The sequence below is a fragment of the Acidobacteriota bacterium genome (assembly GCA_004299485.1).
Taxonomy (GTDB): domain Bacteria; phylum Acidobacteriota; class Terriglobia; order Terriglobales; family SCQP01; genus SCQP01.
This window is the reverse complement of record SCQP01000001.1, coordinates 519,276-541,294: the sequence shown is the minus strand read 5'-3', so window position 1 is coordinate 541,294 and position 22,019 is coordinate 519,276. Positions and strand designations below refer to the sequence as shown.

Sequence of the window (22,019 nt, the reverse complement as noted above, 5' to 3'; positions counted from 1 at the left end):
CTCCTCAGTCGTACTCGCCCAGCAGAAACCACCGCCGCGCCTGCCGGTCATACAGCAACCGATATCGTTCATCCGGCGCAAATTCCACATCCCACTCATCCCGGCTCCAGGCGCCATCGCTCCACCATGCTCCCGAGCAGCGCCACGGTCCCCAAGCCCGCTGGATCCTTCGTGGCTGCGGCAAATAGCACATCGCGCCCACCGGGCTGAATCCATCGGCCTGCACCGGCAGCCGCGCCATCTCCATCCTGATCGCCACTGCCGGCCTCCTCGCCCGCAGGGTCAGCCGTGCACCCCCTGATCCCTGGCCCCTGGCCCCTGACCCCTGTTCCGGCGCGTACGGCGCCATCGCAAACACATCCCTCCGGTGCCAGTCCCGCAGTCGCGGCGAGCCGCACTGCTGGCCCTCCGGATCCTCCAGCAGCACCCGCAGCCGCGCCAGCAGCCGCTCCCGGTTTTCTTCTTCTACCGCCGCATCGCCGAACAATCCCGCCTGCGTGCGCCGCGGCCGCAGCAGCCGGAATTCGATCCGTGCCGTCGCAATCGGCGCCGCCGGTGGTCCCAGCGCCAGCGCCGTCTCCAGTTGCCGCAGGCACCGCCGCGCATCGCGGTGCGGCAGCGGCGGCGCGTAGCGCCATTGCCATAGGCGGAGCCCAGGGAATGCCCGGTCTTGCTCCAACCCCAGCGCCAGCTCACACCACGCCAGCGCCCGGTCGTGCCGTTCCCACTCCGCCGCTTGCGCGTGCACCTGACCGTCGAGCCAGGGCAGCAGCGGCAGATAACCCTCCAGTGCCGGTTCAAAAGTCTGCTCGCAGATCGCCGGCTCAGGCGCAGGCGCGCCCGGCAGCATCAACCCCTCGTCGTCGCCCCGCGCCCAGCGCTGGCACGCCAGTCCGGCGCGTCCCAGCCGCTCGCTCAGCGCCCGCCGTGGCAGTGCCGCCACTTCGCCCAGCGTGCGCAGTCCCCAGCGCGCAAAGACATCAAGGCAGGCCGCCGCCGCCGGACCGCAATCGCTCAGCGCCTGTAACGTGCTCAGCGGCAGCGCCGCCAGCACCGCCGCCGGCGCATCATCCAGTATCGGCGCCATGCCCGCTTCCGCCGCCAGCAGTGCTGCGGTACGCGTCGGCGCCATTCCCATCCGTGGCGTCAATCCCTGCTCGCACAACCGCCGTTCCAGTTGCCGTGCGATCGCCGGCGCCGGCCCCAGGCAGGTTTCCATGCCGCTCAAATCCAACAACCAGTGGTCGGGCGGCAACGGCTGGCAGCGGTCGGAGACCTGCTCCAATTCCCGCAGCATCCAGCTCTGAAACTCCTGTTCGCGCACGGCTGGCCGGGCCGTGCCCCAGGGCCGCTCCGGCACCCAGACCACTAAAAAGTAGCCCTTCACATGAGCTCCCGCGGCGTCAACCGCACCCGCACGCAGGTGGAAGCTACCGGCGCCGGCACCAGCAGCAGCAGCGCCGTCTGCCCGCCATGTTCCAGCCCGCGCAACAGCCGGAACCACGCCGAGCGCGGCATCCGCCGCAGCTCCTCCAGCGGCCAGTCCAGAAAATCCGCCACCACCAGCTCGACCACGTGGCTCTGAATCACCAGGTTGAGAATTTCATTCCACCGGCTCAGCCCCTCCATGCCGCGCAGCTTGGCCGTGCCCCGCAGCCACAGCACCCGCTCCAGGGCAAGCCCGGCCCGTTCCGCTGATTCCGGATCGAACCGGTCGCACGGATCCGCCCACGCTATCCGGCCCGGCAGGCGCAGCCCCGGGCCTGCGCCAACAAAGCCCGTCGCCAGCCGCAGCGCGCAGCCGGTTGTGCCCACGCCGCTCTCTCCCGGCGTCAGCTCGGTAATGCCTCCTGCCGCCAGCGCCGGCTCGCTCACCCCCTGCGGCGCAATTCCACGCTCGCCCCCGCGCATGAGGGTTGCCCCCCACCCGCGCACGCTCAACCCCGCCTCCAACTGCTCCCGCACCGACATCGCTGCTTCCACTTAGTTTCGCTTTTTCTTCGTTATCCATCGCCCATCCTAATCCCCCCTCTCCGGCCTGTCAAATGGCCATTGGCCGTCATCGCACACGCATAATGAAGAGCATGAAAACCGCGCTCCTGTGGGGATGTTTAGCACTGATCCTTGCCGCCCAGCAACCGGCCGCCACCGCCCGGCATGCAGTGATCCGGCTGGAACAACGCTGGCTGGCGCACGAAAACGACGCCGCCATCGTAGGGCCGATCTTGGCTCCGGATTTTGTCCACGTGCTTGCCCAGGGCATGATCACCAAACCACAGCACCTGCAATATCTCCGCTCTCACCCGCATGCGTTTCCCGGCGCGAAGAAATTCGAGCAACTGCGGGTGCGGGTGTACGGGAATGTGGCGATTGCCAATGGCGTGGTGTTGACGGCGGTGGTGCAGCAAGCGCCGCGCCGCACGTTATTTACCGACGTTTTCGTCTATCGTCACGGCCATTGGCGTGCTGTCAACGCGCAGGAAACGCCCGCAGCGCACTCCTAACTGAAGATATACAATGTTCAACATATGGCGAAGTCCAGGACCTCGGCCCTGTCGAAGCTCATGATTGACGAACGCGAATCGGTCGATCTCAAACAGTTCCTGACCGGTTTTCCGTATCGTACAAGTAGCGCGGGAGCATGAGCCTCAACGAAGTCACTCTGACCGCCATCGAGGCCGCACGTGCGCGCATTGCCGGCCGCGTGCGCCGCACGCCTATCGCCCCCAGCGCCACCTTCAGCCGCGAGCTGGGTACGCACATTTACTTCAAGCAGGAGCTGTTCCAGAAGACCGGTTCCTTCAAGGTCCGTGGCGCCTTCAACAAAATGCTGCCGCTGCCCGCAGGCAGCCGCGTGGTCGCCGTCAGCGGCGGGAATCACGCTCAGGCCGTCGCCTACGCCGCCTCCGAGCTCGGTATGCACGCGCGCATCCTGATGCCGCAAACCACGCCTGCCAACTACGTCGCAGCTACGCACGGCTACGGCGCCGAAGTCGTCCTGGCGCCGTCGATCGCCGATGCCTTCGCCCAGGCCGAAGCGGCCGTCGGTCAAGGCTGGACCATGGTGCATCCCTTCGACGATCCCGCCGTGATGGCGGGGCAGGGAACCGTCGCGCTCGAAATCCTGGAGGATGTTCCCGAGCTTACCGACGTCATCGTCAGCATCGGCGGCGGCGGCCTGATGACCGGCGTCGTCGCCGCCGTCAAAGCCCGCAAGCCGCAAGCGCGCGTCTGGGGCGTCGAGACCGAAGGCGCCGATGCCATGGCGCAGGCGCTCGCTGCCGGCAAGATCGTCCGCTTGCCGGCGATTACCTCCATTGCAAAAACACTCGGTGCGCCTGCGGTTTCAGAAACAACCCTCGCTGCCGCCCGCCAGTGGCTCGAAAGCGTCACGGTGGTCAGCGATCACGAGGCGGTCGAGGCTCTGCGCTTCCTGCTCGAGCGCTCGAAACTGCTTACCGAACCCGCCGCCTCTTGCACCTTGGCCGCCGCCCGCCGCCTGGCTTCGCACTTCACTCCTTCGAGCCACGTCGTGCTTATCCTCTGCGGAGGGAATCTCGCCCTCAACGATCTGTGTGCCTGGAACGCCAGCGGTCTTTAGGAGCTCACCCCGTACGGCATAGGTGGACGCTTTAAGTGCCACGAGCTGTGCGCCTGCAGCAGCCGCGCGGCGGCCAGCGGCGCGGCATCGTTGAGCGCACGCCCCATAAACTGCACCCCTATCGGCAATTGATTCGCCGAAAGCCCCGCCGGCACGGTCACCGCCGGCAGCCCGCACAGGCTTGAAATTCCATCCGGCTGCAGGCTGTCGCTCCGGAACGCTCGCCGCCGCTGCAGGTTTTCCCCATGCGGCGGATGCGGCGCCCGCGCGGCCGGCCGCGGCCGCTCTGTGGGCTCGCCCGTCGGTGCATGCGCCGGAATCAGCGATGCCGTCGAGCCTTGCCCGGGCGCGGCAATGACATCGAAATGCTCAAACAGCGCATCCATCTTGCGCGCCAGTTCCAACCGCACGCGTTGCAGTTGGATGTAGTCGGTTGCCTTGAACTCGCTCGAGGCATAGCCGTTGATCTGCCCCAGCGGATCCTCCAGCATCTGGCAGCGCCCGCTGGCAATCAACTCGGAAAACGCGCTCGCCGCCTCAATCAGAATCACCAGCTCGGAGGCCTCCTCAAATGGTGCCTGCGGAATCTCCGTGTCCTCGACCGTTGCCCCCTGCGCTCGCAGCACATCCAACGCCCGGTCCACCGCCTGGTGCAGCTCCGGCTTTGCATACGGAAACACGTTCGTCAGCCGCCCCACCCGCAGACCGCGCGGCCGCGAAGCCGCTACGTCAAACTGCGCCTCGGCCGCTGGCAGCGAATCCCAGTCGCGCGCATCGTGGCCGGCAATCGCCGCCAGCACCAGCGCTGCATCTTCGGCCGTGCGCGCCAGCGGACCGATCTTGTCCATGGTCCAGGCGATCGTCATCACCCCATGCCGGCTCACGCGCCCAAAGCTCGGCCGCAATCCCGCCACGCCGCACCATGTCGCTGGGCAGATGATTGATCCGCGCGTGTCCGAACCCAGCGCAAATGTCGCCAGGCCTGCCGCTACCATCGCCCCGCTGCCGCTCGACGATCCGCAGCTCCAGTACTTCGTATTCCAGGGGTTATGGCACGGTCCGGTTAGCGAGGCATACGGCCCGCTGTAGCCCAACCCTCCCGCCAGCTCGATCATCGCAGCCTTGGCGATCAGCACCGCGCCTGCCGCGTCCAGACGCTCAATCACGGTGGCGTCAAAGTCGAAACGCTGGTTCGCATACGGCTTCGCGCCCCACGTCGTCGGATAACCTGCCACCGCCAGCAGATCCTTGGCCGCATACGGAATCCCGTGCAGCGGTCCGCGATCATGTCCTGTCTTTAATTCCTGCTCCGCCTGCCGCGCCTGCTTCAACGCCCGCGCGGTCGTCAGCGTGGCAACCGCGTTGAGTTCCGGCCCCAGTTTGCTGCACCGTTCCAGGTACGCTTGCGTCAACGCCACCGGCGACAGTGAGCCGTCGCGGAATCGCTTCCCCAATTCTGAGATCGACAGAAACAGCGTTGCGTCCGAAATTGCTGCGCTCATTGCCCGCTCACCAAGTGCAGCACTGTCGCCGGCGGCGCCGCGTTCGGCTGTGCAATGGCGCGGATCGGCTCCAGCATGGCAATATGACCGCTAACGATCCGCGGCAGCCGCGCCTTCTGCGCCGCGTCCAGCCGGCTGCCATAGCGCGCCAGCACCCGCGCCACGGTGGCCTCCGTCTCGCTGGCGGGCGCCACTTCCGGCGGTACGCTCTGTCCCACTGCGGACATGCTTGCCGCTGCGCACGCTAGTGCGGCGGCCGTGCCTCCGCCGAGCAGCGTCCGGGCAAAATTTCGGCGGCTTAGTCCGCCAGTAGCAGGTTGTGAGTCCATCAGCGGCCAGCCTAGCACCAGTTTAAGCATCCAGAACAAATATTAATAATTTTTTATACAGTATCCATAAATTCGGGCTACACTCAAAAAAGGAGGAAAAAATATGCTCCGAGCCACGCTTCGGCTAGTGTGCGTAGCAGCAACGGTCGTGTGTATGGGCCTCGTTGGTTGGGCCCAAGTCAATAACACCGGTACGGTCGCCGGCACGGTACTGGATTCCAGCCACGCCGCCATCCCCGGCGCCACCGTCAAGGTGATGGGCATCAGCACCGGCATCAATTTGCAGATTCAATCCGGCGCCGACGGCCACTTCTCGCTCGCCAACGTTGCTCCGGGCGACTACCTGGTCACCGTCAGCAAAACCGGCTTCAAGACCAGCACTTATCAGCAGGTGACGGTAGCGGCCAGTCAGACCTACACGCTGAATGCGCTGCTGCAGGTCGGCTCGCAATCGACCACGGTCACCGTCGAGGCCGGACAGAGTGTGCTGCAGACGCAGGAGACCTCCGTCGGCACCTCTATCACCGGCAAGGTTATTACCGATCTTCCCTCCGCATCCTCCAGTAGTGCCCTCTATGGGCTTGCTATGACCGACCCGGCGGTTCAGACCATGGGCGCGCCGCGCCAGTCCAGCGCCGAAGGCCTTCCTGGCGGCGCCGTCAACATCACCATCGATGGCATTTCCGCGCAGTGGGAATCCGGCAAGAGCGGTGATCCGCTGTTTACCATGATCACGCCCAACACCAGCGATACCAGTGAGTTTAACGTCGTGAGTGCCGCCGGCGCCGCCAATCAGACCGGTGACGGCTCCGTGCAGATCAACTACACCAGCAAACGCGGCACCAACACCTTCCACGGCTCAGCCTTCGACTACTTCCGTAACGACGCTCTCAACGCCAACAGCTACTTCAACAATCTCGCCGGTCAGCCGCGTCCACTCATGCGCTTTAATCAATGGGGCTACAGTGTTGGCGGCCCCATCTGGAAGAACAAACTCTACTTCTTTACTGACTTCACCCGCTTCTCGCAGCCTGAGGGTCAGGTCTCCGGCGCGTCCATGCTGAACGCCGATGCGCAGAAGGGTCTGTTTGACTACACTGCCGCTACGGCGCCTTCCTCCACACCCTCGTGGGTGACCTGTCAAGGCACCGCTTGCCAGGCCAACCTGTACGCCATGGCCAACGCCTACAACAACGCCAATGGCGGCAACGCCCCGATCACGGAAGATCCCTTCGTCTCCAAGATGTTGAGCGCCGCCGCTACGCTGGCGCCGGGCGAGACGTTGACCACCCCGCCCAGTACCTATCAGGAGTCGCTGGCGTTCCCGCTGACCGGTAGTAACCTGCAGGAAAATCCCGATCTGCGTATCGACTACAACATCAACAGCAGCAATTCGCTCGAGTTCGACTGGCACCTCAGCCGCCTCATCATCTATCCCGATGACCTGAACGGCGGCGGCTCCAGTTATCCGGTCGCACCGTTTGCCGCCAATCAGTACGGCTATGGCGCCGATCGCGCCATCTGGGCGGGCGCCTGGCGTTGGCAGTTGGCTCCCACCATAAACAACGAGCTCCGCGTCGGCTTTCAGAACAGCCCGTCCATCTTCGGTTATAAACAGACCACTTCGCTGTACCCGGTCATCCAAACCAATTTGGGCAGTGTCCGCATGCAGCCAATTACTCCCAGCGAGGTCACCGATCCCTACCTGGGTTATGGTCCCAGCAGCAATTGGGACAACGTCTATCAATTAATCGATACGCTGGCCTGGGTGCATGGCAATCACAACATGACCTACGGCATGACGGTCACCCGCGCCCGCTACGCCGAACAGGATTCGGGCAATGTGGTGGCCGGGGTGAATCTGGGCTGGAGCGGCTCCGAGCCCATGACCTCATTTTTCAACACCAGCAACCTGCCGGGCATCAACTCCTCCGACCTCGGCGCCGCGCAGGACATTTACGGCCTGCTCAGCGGCAACGTCACCAGCTACAGTGGCAGTGTTGCACTCGACCCGGCCAAGCGGCAGTTCGTCACCGGCATTCCCGAAGTCCAGAAGATACACCAGACGGACTTGGGTTTCTATGGCACCGATAGCTGGCGCATCCGCCCCAACCTGACGCTGAACTACGGTTTGCGCTGGCAGTTCGAGGGAGTTCCGGTTGACGATTACAACGAGTACTTCGCCGTCGATGGCGGTCCCGGCGCGGTCTACGGCATTTCCGGGGCGGGCAACCTCTTCCAGCCCGGCACCCTGACCGGCGCCACCCCCAGTTTTACTAATGATCTCAATCACAAGTGGTACAAAAACTGGTACAAGGGTTTTGCGCCCAGCATCGGTGTCGCCTGGGAACCTCAGGGTGGGCTGTTCGGCAACAGCGGTGACACCGTGCTGCGCGCCGGATACTCCCTCGCTTACTCCCGCGAGGGTCTGGAGAACTTCCAGTACGTCGGCGGCAGCAATCCTGGCTATACCGGCCAGCAGTTTGCCTTTGCCTCATCTGCGGTGACCGGCGCCGGCCAGTACAAGGCGGGCAGCATTGCTATCGGTAGTACGCTCGGCAACCTGCCGCTGGTGCAGACGCCGTCGTCGTTCACCAACCACTTCGCCCTGCAGCCCAACTCCGCGGCCAACAACGTCAACGTCTTTGACCCCAACCTCCATATGCCCTACGTGGAGAGCTGGACCGCCGGCATTCAGCGCTCTCTCGGGCCGCACACCGCCCTCGAGGTCCGCTACATTGGCAATCATGGTGTCGGCCTCTATCAGCAGTTGAATATGAACGAGGTCAACATCTTCCAGCCCGGTTCATTGAACTTTCTCAATGAGTTCAACAACGCCTCGGCCAACCTCAAGGCTTGCATGGCGAACACCACCTGCAGCCAGAGCCCCAGCTTCGCCAACCTCGGCCTGCCCGGCCAGACGGCGGTGCCGATCATGAGCGCGGCCTTCAATTCGCCGGGCGCCAATACCGGCGCCGCCTCGCAGCGAGCCGCCGGCTTTTCCAACGGCCGGTTCATCAACGACCTGCAAACCGGACAGGCTGGCGCGTTTGCTACTTCGCTGGCCACCGACTACACCTACTGGCAACAATTTTCGAGCAACGGCTACCCCAGCAACCTTTTCACGGTGAACCCGGATGCTTTGGGCGGCGCCTACTACCTGCGCAATGGTCTCCAGTCCACCTATAACGGCCTGATGATTATTCTGCGCCGCCGTCCCATCCACGGCCTCACACTGAACGCCAGCTACACCCTCAGCCACAGCCTTACCAATGACTGGCAGCGCAACGGCACCAACTACGTCGATGAAATAACCTTGCGCGACCCCAGCCTGATGAAAGGTCCGGCGCCCTTCGATATCCGCAACGCCTTCAAGTTCTATTCCCTCTGGGAGCTGCCCTTCGGCCGCGGCGAACGCTGGGGCTCGGGTGCTTCCGGCTGGGTCAATGACCTGATTGGCGGCTGGGACTTCGATTCCAATATCCTCCTGCAAAGCGGCCGTCCCGGCCTGCTCACCGGCGGCTACCAGACGTTCAACAACGAGGATGCCGGCGCGGTTCTGCACGGCATGTCGGTCCAGGACCTGCAGAGCCAGTTGGGCGTCTATAAGACCACCTCGCCCGCTCCCGGCGCCGTCTGGTACTTCCCGCAGAAGTTCCTAAGCACGTCCACTGGCGCCGTCAACACCAGCGCCCTTGGCCCCTGCGGGACCGCGGGCGGCATGTGCTCGCGCGTGTTTCTTTATGACGCGCCTTTCTTTTTGCCCGATCTGTCCTTAGTCAAGAACACTCAGGTTACCGAGCGCATTGGCACCCAACTCCAGGTCCAGTTCCTGGATGCCTTCAACAACGCCAACTTCTTCTGGACCGGCTCCGCCTCCACCTTTGGCACCGCCGGCCGCGCCCTTACCGGCCGCGGCAGCCAGAACTTCGGCCAGATCACCCACGCCTATCAGGCCGTAGATTCCACCAGCGTTCACGGCGGCCGTACCGTTCAGCTCGTCTTCAAAGTTACTTTCTGAGGACGGCCCTCATGCAACCCTCCGGCGGCGGCGCTCGGCGCCGCCGCCTTTTTTATGACATTATTCCCGTGAGGTGCTCAACGCCGATGCCAGCCAGGAGGTGAGAGAGGTCGCGATGTGGCCCTCTACGGGAACTCCGCTCGCGGCCGGCCATTGCCGCGATCCGGCCCAGGCCACGCTCTCATCCGGGCGAAGCAGCTCCACCGTCACGCGCAAGGTCCCTTCCGGGCCCACCGCGGCCAGCGCTGTTGCCTCGACGCGCACGGGCACCGTGAACTGATACCCGCGTCCGGGGATGGTGGCAATATAGTGCTCGGCATCGCCCAGAGCGTGCCGCAGCGTGCAAATGCCGACCGTGAGATTGGAATCAGAAACGTTGAGTCCCGCCCATACCGAGGCGAGCAGCGCTTCACGCTCGAGTACCTGTCCGGCTGCGCGTACCAGCGCAATGAGCAGGTCCAGCGCCCGCGGGCTGATGGCGACCCCCTGATCGCCCCGCCACAGCCGCCGCTCCTCGGGACACAAGCGGAATTCACCAAACAGATAGCGGACCCTCTGCGGGGCCTGCGCCTTGCCTTGGGTCATGCGTCCTCCACACGAAGACTTTCCCCCAGTGCTCCTAGTTTACCAGCAACTCCCGATCCGCCCGCCGCCGCCACGCGGGATGCTATCGTGAAAAGAGAACCATGCTTTCTGTCTCTCAGGTAACCGTGCGCTTCGGCGCGAAGATATTGTTCGAAGACGTCTCCACCAGCTTTACCGCCGGGCGGCGCTATGGCTTGACGGGCCCCAATGGCGCCGGTAAGACCACCTTCATGCGCCTTTTGTCTGGGGAAAACGAGCCCCAGCAAGGCAGCGTGACCCGCCCCGAACGTCTCGGCGTGCTGCGCCAGGATCAGTTTGCCTTCGATGCCTACCGTGCCCTCGATACCGTCATCATGGGCAACCGCCGCCTCTGGGCAGCCCTGGAGGAGCGTGAGCAAATCTACGCCAAACCGGAGATGAGCGATGCCGACGGCATGCGCCTCGGCGAGCTCGAGGGCATCGTCGGCGAAGAAGACGGCTATGCCGCCGAAAGTGACGCTGCCGTGCTGCTCGAAGGCCTGGATGTCGCCGCGCCCCTGCACGAGCGCCCCATGCGCGAGCTCCAGGGCGGCGAAAAAGTCCGCGTCCTGCTCGCCCAGGCGCTGTTCGGCCATCCCCAGGCGCTGCTCCTCGACGAGCCCACTAACCACCTCGATCTTGACTCCATCGAGTGGCTGCAGAATTTTCTGCTGCGCTACGATGGCGCGCTGGTGGTGATCTCCCACGACCGCCATTTCCTCAACCGCGTCTGCACCCACATCGCCGACATCGACTACCAGACCATCATCACCTACACCGGCGGCTACGACGATATGGTGCTGGCCAAAACCCAGATTCGCTCGCGCCTGGAGTCCGAAAACGTCCAGCGCGAAAAGAAAATCGCCCAACTCAACGACTTTATCGCCCGCTTTTCGGCGGGCACACGCTCCTCGCAGGTGCAATCCCGCCGCAAGGAAGTCGAGCGTCTGCAGGTCACCGACCTGGCCCGCTCCAACATCGCCCGCCCCTACATCCGCTTTGAACAGCGCCGCCCCTCCGGCAAGACCGTTCTCGAATGCGAAGGCCTCGCCAAGAGCTACGGCGGCCGCCCAATTTTTAGCGGCTTCGGCGCGCAAGTGATGCGCGGTGAAAAAATCGCCATCCTCGGCCGCAACGGCGCCGGCAAGACCACGCTGCTGCGTTGCCTGCTCGAAGACAACGGCTTCCGTGATTCCGGCACGGTCCGCTGGGGCCATGAAGTCCAGATCGGCTACTTTCCTCAGGATGCCGGCGCCGAAGTTACGGGCACCGAATCCGCCTTCCACTGGCTGACGCAATGGGATCCGGACGCGCCGCAGGAGCAAATCCGCGGCCTGCTGGGTCAAATGTTGTTCAAGCGGGAAGACGGCGACAAATCCGTGGCCGTTTTATCGGGCGGAGAAACCGCCCGTCTGCTGTTTTGCAAGCTCATGCTCCAGCAGCCCAATCTGCTGATCCTCGATGAGCCCACCAACCATCTCGATCTGGAGTCCATCAACGCCCTCAACCTCGCCCTGCAGCGTTATTCCGGCTCGGTGATTCTCGTCAGCCACGACCACGACCTGGTCGATGAAGTCGCCAGCCGCATCTGGCACGCCGGCAGCGGTCAAATCGAAGAATTCAAAGGCAGCTACGAAGAATTCCGCGCCGCCACGACGGTTGCCTGACGATACCAGGCGACCGTACGCTTTAGTCCTTCGGCAAAGCTGACCTGCGGCCGGAACCCCAGCAGTTCCTGCGAGCGGCTGATGTCCGCCACCGAGTGCCTCACGTCGCCGGCCCGTTCTGCTCCGTACCGCACCTCACCCGCGCAGCCGGTCATCGGCCGCAGCAGCTCCAGTATCTGGTTGAGCGAGATCCGTTCGCCCATGCCGACGTTTATCGTCTGCCCGCCGACGCGCTCCGCCGCTGCATCAGCGGCGAGTAAATTGGCGGCGACCACGTTATCGATGTAGACGAAATCCCGGCTCTGCTCCCCATCGCCGAAGACTTGCGGCGTGCTTCCTGCGAGCATGGCGTGGATGAAGCGCGCCAACACCCCCGAATACGGGCTGTTCGCATCCTGATAGGGTCCAAAGACATTGAAGTACCTCAGGCTCACCGTCGTCAGCCCATAGGAGGCGTGAAACGCCGCCAGATAATGCTCCCCCGCCACTTTCGCCGCCGCATACGGCGACAACGGCGCCGGCGTCATGTCTTCGTGCTTAGGCAGCGCCGGATCATTCCCATACGCCGCCGACGAAGCTGCATAAATGAACCGCTCCACGCCCGCCGCGCGCGCCTCCACCAGCAGGTTCACCGTAGCGTCGAGGTTGGCCCGGTTGTTCTCCAGCGGCTCGGCTACCGAGCGCGGCACGCTCGGAATCGCTGCTTCGTGAAAGACCACCCCCACGCTCGCGCACGCCCGCCGTGCCTCCGCCGGATCCGCCACATCGCCTTCGATGAACTCGATGCCGCGGCACCGCTCCAGATTCTCGCGTTTCCCGGTGGCGAAATTATCGATGCCGCGCACCCGCTCGCCGCGCTCGAGCAGTGCCGCCGCCAACGCCGACCCAATGAACCCGGCCACCCCCGTCACCAGATAAGTTGCGCGCATACCGTGACTCTAGCGTGCCACGACTCGCATGGTTTCCGCCAGAATACGCAAGTCCAACCTCAGCGACCGCCGTCGTAGATACTCCAGGTCGTACTTCAGCTTCGCTTGCGCTCCGGCGACCCCAACCCCGTAGCCGATCTTGACCTGTGCCCAGCCCGTCATCCCCGGCCGCACCTGGTGACGCAGCGCGTAGCCCGGAATCCTTCGCCGAAACTCCTCCACAAATTCCGGCCGCTCCGGCCTCGGTCCGATCAGGTTCATGTCCCCCAGGAGCACGTTCCACAGTTGCGGCAGCTCATCCAGATGCAGCCGTCGCAGCCACCACCCCACCCGCGTCACGCGCTCATCATCCTCCGCCGCCCACACCGGCCCGGTCTCCTGCTCCGCACCTGCCCGCATCGACCGGAACTTGAGCATTACAAACAGCCGTCCATCTCGCCCCACCCTCGCCTGCCTGTAGATTACGCCGCCGTCGGACTCCCACCGGATTGCCACCGCAATCAAGGCCAGCACTGGGCTCAGCACCACCAGCCCCACCCCTGCCAGCACCACACTGCTCACCCGTGCCCACAGCTCCCACTCCCACCTGGCTCCTGCCCCCACCGCGTCGCCGTAACTAAACGTCGCTCCCATGCCTGTTTGCCTCCGCAAACCGCATGCCACTCCCGCCCCCGCGCCTTTCGCTCAATTTCCCGATCGGCCGGAGAAGCCTGCTTCCCTCAGGTGAGCACACGAATACCCAAAAAGCGGCCCCTCTTGTCTCGGCCCCCTGAGCCTTCAACTGTGAACTGTGAACTGTAAGCTGTGAACTACTTCTTCACCGCCGCGTTGAACGCCGCCGCCGACTGCTGCATATAAGTCTGATAGACGCGCTGAAATCCCGGTGAGGTATTCAGCCACAAGCCCACCGCCAGAATCGGAATCAGCGCCAGCGCCGCCCGCAGGCGATCCCGCCGGTTGGTCTTTTTCTCTTTCTCCCAGCGAAACAGCGCGACGCCCAGCGCCCAGCACGCCAGCATAATGATCAGCAACCCGAACAGTTCCGGCCAATTGGCGCCAAACCCCGTCCCGCCCAGCATCACAAACGCGCTCGACAAGATCATCAGCGTCGGTGGCAGGAAGAGCGCGATCCGCTGAATCGAGTGGCCCAATTGCATCAGCGGCAGCGTCGTGCCCGTCAGGAACAGCAGCGCAAAAAACAGCAGATTGTTCCACACCGTCGCTTCCTGCACCGTGTCCACCACGCAGGCGATGATCAACCCAATGGCGCTGATCGCCAGAAACGCCAGCGAGAAAACAATAAACAGCACCAGCAGATTGCCGGCCACCGGCATATGGAACCACCACACTGCCAGCACATACTGCAGCACCACCACGGGCATGAACAGCAAATAGCTGCTCAGCATCCGGCTGCCGACCATGATGGTGGCGCTGATGGGCGCCAGATGATACCGCCGCAGCATGTCGCGCTCGCGCATGGTCACCATCTGCATCGAAAATCCGAACAGTGCGTTGCTGATGATTTCCAGGCTGATCAGCGGTCCGAATAGCGCCGCCACCGCCAGCGGCCTCATCCCGCCGAAGATGAGGAAATAGATGAAGAACCACATCATCGGCCAGATAAAGACAAAAAAGAATGCGATCCGGATGCGATAGGCCAGCAGCACGTTCAGCCAGGCCATCTGCAACATGCTGCGCGCACTCGCGCCTGGCCCCCGGCGCGCGGCCTCCCGCCCGGCGCCGGCCTCGGGCCGCGCGATCTCCATTTCCGGCTGTATCGGTCCGGCTGTACTCATTCCCCAATGCTCCGTCCGGTCAATTTCAGGTACACATCTTCCAGCGTGGTATGCGCGATCCGCGCCTCCAGCAGCTCGTTGCCAATCTTGTCGGCGTGGATAGCGATCGCCGCCAGCATCTTGCCTCCGCTGCGGCCGTGCAGTACGTACTCGTTCCCCATGCCGTCGCCCTCGACCGCGTGCGCCGCATCCGCGCCCGCGCACTGCGCCATCTCGGCAATTTCCATCGGGTCGCGCAGCGCCACTTCCAGCCGGTCGCCGGCGCCGTGCTCCAGAATGAGCTGCTTGGGCGCGCCGATGGCATGCAGCTCGCCCTGGCTCAGGATTCCCACCTGATCGCACAGCCGCTCGGCTTCTTCAATGTAATGCGTGCTCAGCAGCACCGATTTGCCTTCCGCCCGGATCCGCAGGATCAGCTCATGCAGCTCGCGCCGCAGCTTGGCGTCCAGGCCGGTCGTCGGCTCATCCAAAAACAGCACCTGCGGATCGCCCACCAGTGCCAGCCCCAGCGCCACACGCTGTTTCTCGCCACCCGACAGCGAGTCGTAAAAGGAACGGCCTTTGTGCCGCAGCGTGACCCAGTCCAGCAGCTTATCGACATCCGCCGGGTGCGCATAGAAACTGGCAAACAGCTCAAACACCTCGCGCACCCGGATCTTGTCCGGCAGCGACGTGGACTGCAGTTGTGCTCCCAGAATCTGGCGCACCTTCAGCGCATCTTCAATTGGCCGGAGCCCGCACACCCGCACATGGCCGCCGCCGGGCGTGCGCAGCCCCTCGATCATTTCGATAATGCTGGTCTTTCCCGCTCCATTCGGCCCCAGCAGCCCAAAGATGGTCCGCTCGGGAATGGAAAATGTTACCCCGCGCACCGCCTCCAGCTTTCCGTAGCTAATGCGCAGGTCTTCAACTTCGACTATCGCCGACATCTTTTCCAGAGTATCGCAGTTCTGTCGTCAGCGATTCAGCGGCTCAGCCGGGCCGGAACGCACGCAGGCTCGTAACGGCTCGCACCGTATGCGGCTGCCGCTGAGAAGCCGACCGGTTGACCAGCTTGCAAACCTTCGCCAGTTGCACCAACATAGAACCATGCCCAGCTTGGCGCAGGAACGCTACACCAACCTCGATCCGCACGACAGCCCGCGTGCGGTCTTCTATGGCAACCAGCAGCCCGACGGTGTGGTTCTGACCTCGCTCGACAAGGCCGTCAACTGGGTGCGGAAGAACTCCATCTGGCCGATGACCTTCGGCCTCGCCTGCTGCGCGATTGAAATGATGTCCATGTCGGCCTCGCGCTTCGACATCGCCCGCTTTGGCGCCGAAGTCTTCCGCCCCTCGCCGCGTCAGTCTGACCTGATGATCATCGCCGGCCGCGTTTCGCGCAAAATGGCCCCGGTCATCAAGCACCTCTATGAGCAGATGCCCGAGCCCAAGTACGTCATCAGCATGGGCGCCTGCGCCACCTCCGGCGGCGTGTTCAACAACTACGCGCTAATTCAGGGCGTCAACCAGGTCATTCCGGTGGATGTCTACGTGCCCGGCTGCCCGCCCCGTCCCGAGCAGCTTATCTACGCCATCATGATGCTGCAGCGCAAAATCGAAAACGAGCGCGGCAGCTTCAAGGAAGCCATCAATCTCGCGTGATGGCCGGCCTCGACCGCACCGCAGCCCTCGGGCTGCTGCACGAATACACTCAGTCGGAAAGCCTGCGCAAACATGCGCTGGCGGTCGAAGCCTGCTGCCGTGCGTACGCCCCCGAAGCCGAGCGCGACCTCTGGGGTCTCACCGGCCTGCTCCACGATTTTGACTACGAGCGCTGGCCCAATCTGCCCGACCATCCCCTGCAGGGCAACAAGATTCTGACCGGGCTGGGCTATCCCGAAGCCCTCCGCCACGCCATCCTGGCACATTGCGAGCAAACGGGCGCCAAGCGAGAATCACCGCTGGACAAGACTCTGTTCGCCTGCGATGAACTCTCGGGCTTCCTCACGGCTTGCGCCCTGGTCAAGCCCTCCAAGTCGATTGCCGAAGTCGAACCCGCCAGCGTCCGCCGCAAACTGAAGGACAAAGCCTTCGCCCGCTCCGTCAGCCGCGACGACATCACCCGCGGCGCCGCAGAACTGGGCCTGCCATTGGAGGCTCACATCGCCAACTGCCTGGCCGCCCTCCGCTCCATCGCCCCCTCTCTCGGGCTGTAGTCCCCAACTCGAAACTGCATCCGAAGTTTTTCCCCGGTTTCCAGCACGTCGCCGATACCGTAGACGGTGCGGATCACTGGGTTGATCAGTGATACAGTGAGCTTGTGCCGTCGCATCGAAGAATCGTGCCCGGTATGCACAACCCCGCTCTGGCCGCCGCGGTCAAGGCTGCCCTGCCTCTGCTGGATAGCCTCTCGACTGCCGTGGCCGTACTCGATGCGGCCGGTAAGATTGCCGCCGCCAACCGCTCGGCGCGGGAGGCTTTTGGCGGTTCCGGCCTGCCCACCCTGCGCTCGCACCCTGCCCTGCGCGAAGCCATTGCCCGCCGCGAGCTGGCAACCGTGGTTCTGACGCACGCTTCCCGTCAAGCCCAAAGCCAGGTGCGTGTTCTTCCGCACGGTCCCCTCCTGCTGATCGAATCCCGGGATACCAGTGCCAGTTGGAGCCTGGAGCAAAGGCTGCAGGCCACGCAAAAAGCAGGCGAGGCCGTCGAATACAACCGTACCGATCTCCTCCGCGCCTACGAGCTGGCCATCAGCAAACTCGAGGAAGCGCAGCATCAGATCGACGAGCACCAGAAAACCATCGAGCAGTTGTTTCTGGAGAACGCCCGATTGCTCGCCGGCGCGAACCAATAATTTTCCGCCTGCCGTAGCGCGGTGGCTTTGCGAAAGCGGGCTAATTCCGCCCTAGCCGTGCGCCTCGCGGTTGCCGGCACTCCGACCCGAAACTTCCAGCACGTAGCCCACCCCGTACATCGTCGCAATGACTCCATCGCCCAGCTTATTGCGCAGTCCCAGCATGACGCGGTCCACCGCCCGGTTTCCGCTCAACTTCACCGCCGTGTGCAGCGCTTCGCGGCTCGTCACGCTGCCAGGCTGACGTAGAAGCTCGCGCAGTGCGGCCACTTCATGGCCGCTCAGCCGCGCGTTGCGTCCGTGGATGCTGATGAGGCCCTTTACGGTATCGAGTTCCAACCAGCCCGCGGGAGTCTCGGCGGCCAGCATGGCGCTGGCGCCACTTGCGAGCAGATCCTGCATCTCGATGCCACCGCTGGCGGCTGCTTCCAGCAACAGGGAAATGGCGGTCCGGCGCACCAACACCAGCGTGCCCGGCTCCAGATGCAACTCGCTGCCTGGCCGCAGCGCCCCGGATTCGTTTTCGCCCAGCGGTTTTCCGTCCAGCGACGCGGTGCCGCTGAGCAGGAGCACAGCCGTCTGGCTGGGCGTCGGCCAGGACAGCGTCAGCGCATGTTGTGCCCGCAGCGCGTACTGGATCGGCCCACCCCAGCAGCGGTCCAGCCGGTGCAGCGTGGCCCTCGTGCCCGTCAGCGCGTGTTCCTGCGAATGCGGGCTGGTGAACTGCAGCAGCGCGTCGGCGCCGCATCCGAGTGCTTCGCTGAGGGCGGTGGCCACGGTCCGTAGGACTTCCACCAGCAGCTTGCGCAGCTCGGCCCGCAGCGCCGCCTCGCTCAAGGGCGGCGTCGCCCGGTGCAGCGCTGCAATTTGTGCGCGCGTGCCGGCGTCGCCGGTGCTCAGCAGCACCGCCAATTGCAGGAGCCCCGAGGGCCACGTGTGCAAGTTGCCGCCGGGGTCGATCGTTTGCATCACTGGAGTCGCCATCGTCCACTTACCTCCCGCAGTGATGTGCAAAAGTGTAACAGACCTGTGGATAGCCTGTGCATCAAATTTCTGCCCCCACCCATCCGGGTGGTATTTCCGGCTCACACTCAGTCGGCCAGCCGGTCTGACGGTCTGTCGGCCTATCGGATTGACTGACGCTCGGGAGGTACCCAAGTTCGAGCGTTGGGAGCGCGACGACTGTCTCGTGGGGTGTTCCTTTGATTTCGCTAAGTGTGCCACTTTGCAATGCAAAGTGGCGTGTTTGCTGGGGGTTTTTGGATGCGGGACGTGGCACAGGTGGCTCGCCACTTTTTGCTCTGGTCGCTCCCGTTGGTCGCTTGGAGTGCGGGCTTCGATTCCCGGCAGGGTCCGCCCGCTGGCGCTCCGGGCTCCTCCAAGCCGCCGCCAATGGAACAGCGAATGGAACAGGCGCCCGGGACGCGCCGTGACTAGTGATGGGTGGTAAGGCGTGAGCCAAGGCTCGGCGGCGTGGCCACGGGGGGAGGACATAGTTCGGGTGAGGAGTCGACGGTGCGCGCCCACGGTATGCGGCGGGCCTGCCCGGTGCAGCGCGGCTGAGGAGCGGCGGTGCGGAGGATGGCTACAACTACTTAGATGGGGAAAAAGGCGTGGAGGTTGTGTGGCTCGCCACTTTTTGCCCGGGTCGCTCCCGTTGGTCGCTGGAGTGCGGGTTTCGATTCCCGGCAGGGTCCGCCCGCTGGCGCTCGGGGCTCCTCCAGGCTGCCGCCACCGGAGTTGCGGGCGAGGCCCCGGGGAGGCGTGCCGGCGGAAGATGTGGTGGAGCTGAGGGGGTTCGAACCCCTGACCTCTTCCATGCCATGGAAGCGCGCTCCCAACTGCGCCACAGCCCCAGAGATTGGATGATATCACGGGCGCTCACGCCGGCGCCACTGACGCTTGTGTTTCGGATGCACGCAGCAGCCAGCACCGGCCACCCACAACTGTTTTATAATTCTTTGTGCCCGAGCGCGATGGTAGCCGTTACATTTTTGTTACCGGCGGAGTCGTCTCCTCGCTCGGCAAAGGGCTGGCCGCCGCCTCGATTGCCGCTTTGCTCGAAAGCCGAGGCCTCAAAGTCGCACTCCTCAAATTCGACCCCTATCTGAACGTCGATCCCGGCACCATGAGCCCGTTTCAGCATGGGGAGGTGTTTGTCACCGACGATGGCGCGGAAACCGACCTCGACCTCGGCCATTACGAACGCTTCACCTCCGGCACCCTCAGCCGCCTGAACAACGTCACCGCCGGCCGCATCTACGAAACCATCCTCGCCAAGGAGCGGCGCGGCGACTACCTGGGCAAGACCGTCCAGGTCATTCCGCACGTCACCAACGAGATCAAAGACGCCATCCGCCGCGTCTCCTCTGGCGCGGGGGATGGGCGCCCCGACATTACCATCGTCGAAATCGGCGGCACGGTGGGCGACATCGAATCCCTGCCCTTCCTCGAAGCCATCCGCCAGATGCGGCAGGAAGTCGGCCGCGAAAACGCACTCTTTATTCACCTGACGCTGGTGCCGTTCATCGCCGCCGCGGGTGAGCTCAAAACCAAGCCCACGCAGCAATCCGTGCGCGACTTGCGCGCCATCGGCATCCAGGCCGATATCGTGCTCTGCCGCACCGACCGCTTCTTGTCGTCCGAGCTGCGCGCGAAAATCGCCCTCTTCTGTAATGTCGCCGAAGAGGCGGTCATCACCGCCAAAGACGCCGCCAGCATCTATCAGGTGCCCGTCCTGTTGGGCGAACAAGGCCTGGACGAGCTGGCCCTGCGCTACCTGCACATGCCGGCGCCGCCTTCCAACCTGCGCCCCTGGCACGCAATCATCGACCGCTTCGAGCACCCGCAGGGCGAAGTGCGCATCGCCGTGGTGGGCAAATACATCGAGTACGAAGACAGCTACAAGAGCCTCAAGGAAGCCCTCGTCCATGCCGCCCTCAGCCAGCGCCTGCGGCTGCACGTCGACTGGGTCGAGAGTGAAGGCCTGGAACAGCAGCCCCCCACAGCCGTCGCCGCCCGGCTCGCGGCGGCCGATGGCATCCTGGTTCCTGGTGGTTTTGGCGCGCGTGGCATTGAAGGCATGCTTGCCGCCATCCGCTACGCGCGCGAATCGGGCACGCCCTTTTTCGGCATTTGCCTGGGTATGCAATGCGCGGTCATCGAATTCGCCCGCAATGCCTGCGGCCTGGCGCAGGCCAACAGCAGTGAGTTCGACCCAGCCACGCCGCAGCGCGTCATCTATAAACTCCGGGAGCTTCTGGGCGTGGAAGAAATGGGCGGCACCATGCGGCTGGGGTCCTGGCCCTGCGTCCTACAGCCCGGCTCGCGGGCGGCCGCCGCCTACGGCAGGCAGGAAATTCACGAGCGTCATCGTCACCGCTACGAAATGAACCGCGACTTCGAGCCCCAGCTCAACGCCGCCGGCATGACTGTCAGCGGTCGCAGCCCGGATGAAGTCTACGTCGAGGTGGTCGAAATCGCCTCGCATCCCTGGTTCCTGGGCTGTCAGTTTCATCCCGAATTCAAATCCCGGCTGCTGGCGCCGCATCCGCTGTTTGTCGCGTTTGTCGCCGCCGCCCACGCCAGGACTGTTGCCGCCGGAGGCGGCGCGAGCCAGTGTTCCTCATCGCCGGTCCCTGCGTAATCGAAAGCGAAGCGCACGCGCTGGGGCTGGCCGCCGAGCTGGCCCGCCGCGCCCGCGCGCGCAATCTGCGGCTGATCTTCAAAGCCAGCTACGACAAGGCCAACCGCTCCAGCGTGCGCGGCTTCCGCGGCCCTGGTTTGGCGGAAGGGCTGCGCGTTTTAGCCGAAGTCAAGCGCCAGCACGGCCTTGAAATTCTGACGGATGTGCATCAGGTCAGCGAAGTCGCGGCCGCCGCGGAAGTCGCCGATGTGCTGCAAATTCCGGCATTTTTATGCCGCCAGACGGACCTCATTCAGGCGGCGGCCCGTACCGGCCGCATCGTGAACATCAAAAAAGGTCAGTTCATGGCCCCGTGGGACATGAAAGGCGCCGTCGAAAAGGCCCGCGCCGCCCGCCCGGAGGTTGCGGTGTGGCTCACCGAAAGAGGTTCCAGCTTCGGCTACAACAACCTCGTCGTCGACATGCGCTCGCTCGCCGTCCTGCGCGACTTCGGGGCGCCGGTGATTTTCGACGTGACGCACAGTCTGCAGCTTCCCGGCGCGGCTGGCGACAAATCGGGCGGCACGCCCCAGTTCATTGAAGTGCTCGCCCGCGCGGGCGCTGCAGCCGGCGTCGATGGCCTCTTCCTGGAGACGCACGAAGACCCTCCGCAGGCGCTCTCCGATGGCGCCAATGCTCTCCCTCTCGCTCGCCTCGACGGTCTGCTCGATCAGGTGCTTGCTGTCGAAGGCGCTCTCGCCCGGTTTAAGCCGTTACGCGCGTGACGTTCTCAGCCTGCGGCCCTTTTTTGCCCTCGGTAATGTCGAACTCTACTTCATCACCCTCCTGCAGCGACTTGTAGCCTTCCTGGGTAATCGCCGAATAGTGGACGAAGACATCGTCGCCGCCCTCCCGGCCGATAAACCCATAGCCCTTAACGTTGTTGAACCACTTCACTTTGCCCCTAATCCGTGCCAATGATCTTTCCTCCTGGCGCACGTATTTGGCCTCATCATGGAAGGCCCGGGCAGCAAAGTCAAGCGGCAGCAACCGTAGATCAGTATTTCAGTAGATCAGTATTTCAGTACGTGGGCCGCTGGGGCGCGCGAG

The 22,019-nt window shown here is 64.0% G+C and carries 20 protein-coding genes and 1 tRNA gene; 9 read left to right on the top strand and 12 right to left on the bottom strand.

The window, feature by feature from the left end; translation table 11 throughout:
• Nucleotides 1–4: 4 nt before the first annotated feature.
• Both EPN33_02515 and EPN33_02510 read right to left on the bottom strand, forming a co-directional pair.
• Entirely contained in the window at nt 5–1,387 is a 1,383-nt protein-coding gene (locus EPN33_02515) for a hypothetical protein (protein TAN24656.1), read from the bottom strand.
• Nucleotides 1,384–1,983 carry a hypothetical protein gene (locus EPN33_02510; protein TAN24655.1) on the bottom strand — a complete coding sequence of 200 codons (600 nt, stop codon included), beginning with the start codon at nt 1,981–1,983 and terminating at the stop codon, nt 1,384–1,386. Before EPN33_02510 ends, EPN33_02515 begins: the two co-directional genes overlap by 4 nt.
• A gap of 62 nt (nt 1,984–2,045) precedes the next feature.
• Here EPN33_02510 and EPN33_02505 point away from each other — a divergent pair, with 62 nt between their 5' ends.
• Both EPN33_02505 and EPN33_02500 read left to right on the top strand, forming a co-directional pair.
• Complete coding sequence (locus tag EPN33_02505) at nt 2,046–2,504, top strand: nuclear transport factor 2 family protein (GenBank protein TAN24654.1); 459 nt, start codon at nt 2,046–2,048, stop codon at nt 2,502–2,504.
• 137 nt (nt 2,505–2,641) lie between these two features.
• Nucleotides 2,642–3,601 carry a threonine/serine dehydratase gene (locus EPN33_02500; protein TAN24653.1) on the top strand — a complete coding sequence of 320 codons (960 nt, stop codon included), beginning with the start codon at nt 2,642–2,644 and terminating at the stop codon, nt 3,599–3,601.
• Here EPN33_02500 and EPN33_02495 read toward each other — a convergent pair.
• On the bottom strand, nt 3,598–5,103 hold the full coding sequence (locus EPN33_02495) for an amidase (GenBank protein TAN24652.1): 1,506 nt from the start codon (nt 5,101–5,103) through the stop codon (nt 3,598–3,600). The genes EPN33_02500 and EPN33_02495 overlap by 4 nt on opposite strands.
• Nucleotides 5,100–5,330 (bottom strand): hypothetical protein, encoded by a 231-nt coding sequence (locus EPN33_02490; GenBank protein TAN24651.1) that lies wholly within the window; start codon nt 5,328–5,330, stop codon nt 5,100–5,102. Before EPN33_02490 ends, EPN33_02495 begins: the two co-directional genes overlap by 4 nt.
• Before the next feature lie 205 nt (nt 5,331–5,535).
• Here EPN33_02490 and EPN33_02485 point away from each other — a divergent pair, with 205 nt between their 5' ends.
• Nucleotides 5,536–9,453: a hypothetical protein gene (locus EPN33_02485; GenBank protein TAN24650.1), complete on the top strand. Its 3,918-nt coding sequence runs from the start codon at nt 5,536–5,538 to the stop codon at nt 9,451–9,453.
• Nucleotides 9,454–9,513: 60 nt separating this feature from the next.
• On the opposite strand, the gene EPN33_02480 is transcribed toward EPN33_02485, so the two are convergent.
• Entirely contained in the window at nt 9,514–10,038 is a 525-nt protein-coding gene (locus EPN33_02480; protein ID TAN24649.1) for a transcriptional regulator, read from the bottom strand.
• 101 nt (nt 10,039–10,139) lie between these two features.
• Here EPN33_02480 and EPN33_02475 point away from each other — a divergent pair, with 101 nt between their 5' ends.
• On the top strand, nt 10,140–11,723 hold the full coding sequence (locus EPN33_02475; GenBank protein ID TAN24648.1) for an ATP-binding cassette domain-containing protein: 1,584 nt from the start codon (nt 10,140–10,142) through the stop codon (nt 11,721–11,723).
• On the opposite strand, the gene EPN33_02470 is transcribed toward EPN33_02475, so the two are convergent.
• From EPN33_02470 to EPN33_02455, 4 genes are all read right to left on the bottom strand, one after another.
• The gene (locus tag EPN33_02470; GenBank protein ID TAN24647.1) at nt 11,687–12,652 is read right to left on the bottom strand and encodes an NAD-dependent epimerase/dehydratase family protein; all 966 of its coding nucleotides are present in this window, start codon (nt 12,650–12,652) and stop codon (nt 11,687–11,689) included. The two genes, EPN33_02475 and EPN33_02470, sit on opposite strands and share 37 nt — an antisense overlap.
• A gap of 9 nt (nt 12,653–12,661) precedes the next feature.
• Nucleotides 12,662–13,285 carry a hypothetical protein gene (locus EPN33_02465; protein ID TAN24646.1) on the bottom strand — a complete coding sequence of 208 codons (624 nt, stop codon included), beginning with the start codon at nt 13,283–13,285 and terminating at the stop codon, nt 12,662–12,664.
• A 176-nt stretch (nt 13,286–13,461) separates the two neighbouring features.
• Nucleotides 13,462–14,448 (bottom strand): ABC transporter permease, encoded by a 987-nt coding sequence (locus EPN33_02460; protein ID TAN24645.1) that lies wholly within the window; start codon nt 14,446–14,448, stop codon nt 13,462–13,464.
• Complete coding sequence (locus EPN33_02455) at nt 14,445–15,377, bottom strand: ABC transporter ATP-binding protein (GenBank protein ID TAN24644.1); 933 nt, start codon at nt 15,375–15,377, stop codon at nt 14,445–14,447. Before EPN33_02455 ends, EPN33_02460 begins: the two co-directional genes overlap by 4 nt.
• Before the next feature lie 160 nt (nt 15,378–15,537).
• Here EPN33_02455 and EPN33_02450 point away from each other — a divergent pair, with 160 nt between their 5' ends.
• The 3 genes from EPN33_02450 to EPN33_02440 all read left to right on the top strand — a co-directional run bounded on the left by EPN33_02450 (nt 15,538) and on the right by EPN33_02440 (nt 17,284).
• Nucleotides 15,538–16,092 (top strand): NADH-quinone oxidoreductase subunit B, encoded by a 555-nt coding sequence (locus EPN33_02450; GenBank protein ID TAN24643.1) that lies wholly within the window; start codon nt 15,538–15,540, stop codon nt 16,090–16,092.
• Nucleotides 16,092–16,646, top strand: coding sequence for an HD domain-containing protein (locus tag EPN33_02445; protein ID TAN24642.1), 555 nt, complete (start codon nt 16,092–16,094; stop codon nt 16,644–16,646). Before EPN33_02450 ends, EPN33_02445 begins: the two co-directional genes overlap by 1 nt.
• A gap of 134 nt (nt 16,647–16,780) precedes the next feature.
• On the top strand, nt 16,781–17,284 hold the full coding sequence (locus EPN33_02440) for a hypothetical protein (GenBank protein ID TAN24641.1): 504 nt from the start codon (nt 16,781–16,783) through the stop codon (nt 17,282–17,284).
• 51 nt (nt 17,285–17,335) lie between these two features.
• Here EPN33_02440 and EPN33_02435 read toward each other — a convergent pair whose 3' ends face one another.
• Both EPN33_02435 and EPN33_02430 read right to left on the bottom strand, forming a co-directional pair.
• Nucleotides 17,336–18,778: a winged helix family transcriptional regulator gene (locus EPN33_02435; protein TAN24640.1), complete on the bottom strand. Its 1,443-nt coding sequence runs from the start codon at nt 18,776–18,778 to the stop codon at nt 17,336–17,338.
• Nucleotides 18,779–19,064: 286 nt separating this feature from the next.
• Nucleotides 19,065–19,140 (bottom strand) — tRNA-Ala (locus EPN33_02430).
• 107 nt (nt 19,141–19,247) lie between these two features.
• Here EPN33_02430 and EPN33_02425 point away from each other — a divergent pair.
• Together EPN33_02425 and EPN33_02420 are read left to right on the top strand one after the other, a co-directional pair.
• Nucleotides 19,248–20,930, top strand: coding sequence for a CTP synthase (locus tag EPN33_02425; GenBank protein TAN24639.1), 1,683 nt, complete (start codon nt 19,248–19,250; stop codon nt 20,928–20,930).
• Nucleotides 20,813–21,694: a 3-deoxy-8-phosphooctulonate synthase gene (locus EPN33_02420; GenBank protein ID TAN24638.1), complete on the top strand. Its 882-nt coding sequence runs from the start codon at nt 20,813–20,815 to the stop codon at nt 21,692–21,694. The genes EPN33_02425 and EPN33_02420 overlap by 118 nt, the downstream gene beginning before the upstream one ends.
• Here EPN33_02420 and EPN33_02415 read toward each other — a convergent pair.
• Nucleotides 21,675–21,878 (bottom strand): cold shock domain-containing protein, encoded by a 204-nt coding sequence (locus EPN33_02415; GenBank protein TAN24737.1) that lies wholly within the window; start codon nt 21,876–21,878, stop codon nt 21,675–21,677. The genes EPN33_02420 and EPN33_02415 overlap by 20 nt on opposite strands.
• Between the last annotated feature and the right edge of the window lie 141 nt (nt 21,879–22,019).

What these genes read in the sequence shown, in the direction of transcription:
- EPN33_02505 (TAN24654.1), top strand. Translation starts at nt 2,046, where the DNA reads ATGGCCATTGGCCGTCATCGCACACGCATAATGAAGAGCATGAAAACC.
- EPN33_02500 (TAN24653.1), top strand. Translation starts at nt 2,642, where the DNA reads ATGAGCCTCAACGAAGTCACTCTGACCGCCATCGAGGCCGCACGTGCG.
- EPN33_02495 (TAN24652.1), bottom strand. Translation starts at nt 5,103, where the DNA reads ATGAGCGCAGCAATTTCGGACGCAACGCTGTTTCTGTCGATCTCAGAA.
- EPN33_02490 (TAN24651.1), bottom strand. Translation starts at nt 5,330, where the DNA reads ATGTCCGCAGTGGGACAGAGCGTACCGCCGGAAGTGGCGCCCGCCAGC.
- EPN33_02485 (TAN24650.1), top strand. Translation starts at nt 5,536, where the DNA reads ATGCTCCGAGCCACGCTTCGGCTAGTGTGCGTAGCAGCAACGGTCGTG.
- EPN33_02480 (TAN24649.1), bottom strand. Translation starts at nt 10,038, where the DNA reads ATGACCCAAGGCAAGGCGCAGGCCCCGCAGAGGGTCCGCTATCTGTTT.
- EPN33_02475 (TAN24648.1), top strand. Translation starts at nt 10,140, where the DNA reads ATGCTTTCTGTCTCTCAGGTAACCGTGCGCTTCGGCGCGAAGATATTG.
- EPN33_02470 (TAN24647.1), bottom strand. Translation starts at nt 12,652, where the DNA reads ATGCGCGCAACTTATCTGGTGACGGGGGTGGCCGGGTTCATTGGGTCG.
- EPN33_02465 (TAN24646.1), bottom strand. Translation starts at nt 13,285, where the DNA reads ATGGGAGCGACGTTTAGTTACGGCGACGCGGTGGGGGCAGGAGCCAGG.
- EPN33_02460 (TAN24645.1), bottom strand. Translation starts at nt 14,448, where the DNA reads ATGAGTACAGCCGGACCGATACAGCCGGAAATGGAGATCGCGCGGCCC.
- EPN33_02455 (TAN24644.1), bottom strand. Translation starts at nt 15,377, where the DNA reads ATGTCGGCGATAGTCGAAGTTGAAGACCTGCGCATTAGCTACGGAAAG.
- EPN33_02450 (TAN24643.1), top strand. Translation starts at nt 15,538, where the DNA reads ATGCCCAGCTTGGCGCAGGAACGCTACACCAACCTCGATCCGCACGAC.
- EPN33_02445 (TAN24642.1), top strand. Translation starts at nt 16,092, where the DNA reads ATGGCCGGCCTCGACCGCACCGCAGCCCTCGGGCTGCTGCACGAATAC.
- EPN33_02440 (TAN24641.1), top strand. Translation starts at nt 16,781, where the DNA reads ATGCACAACCCCGCTCTGGCCGCCGCGGTCAAGGCTGCCCTGCCTCTG.
- EPN33_02435 (TAN24640.1), bottom strand. Translation starts at nt 18,778, where the DNA reads ATGTCCTCCCCCCGTGGCCACGCCGCCGAGCCTTGGCTCACGCCTTAC.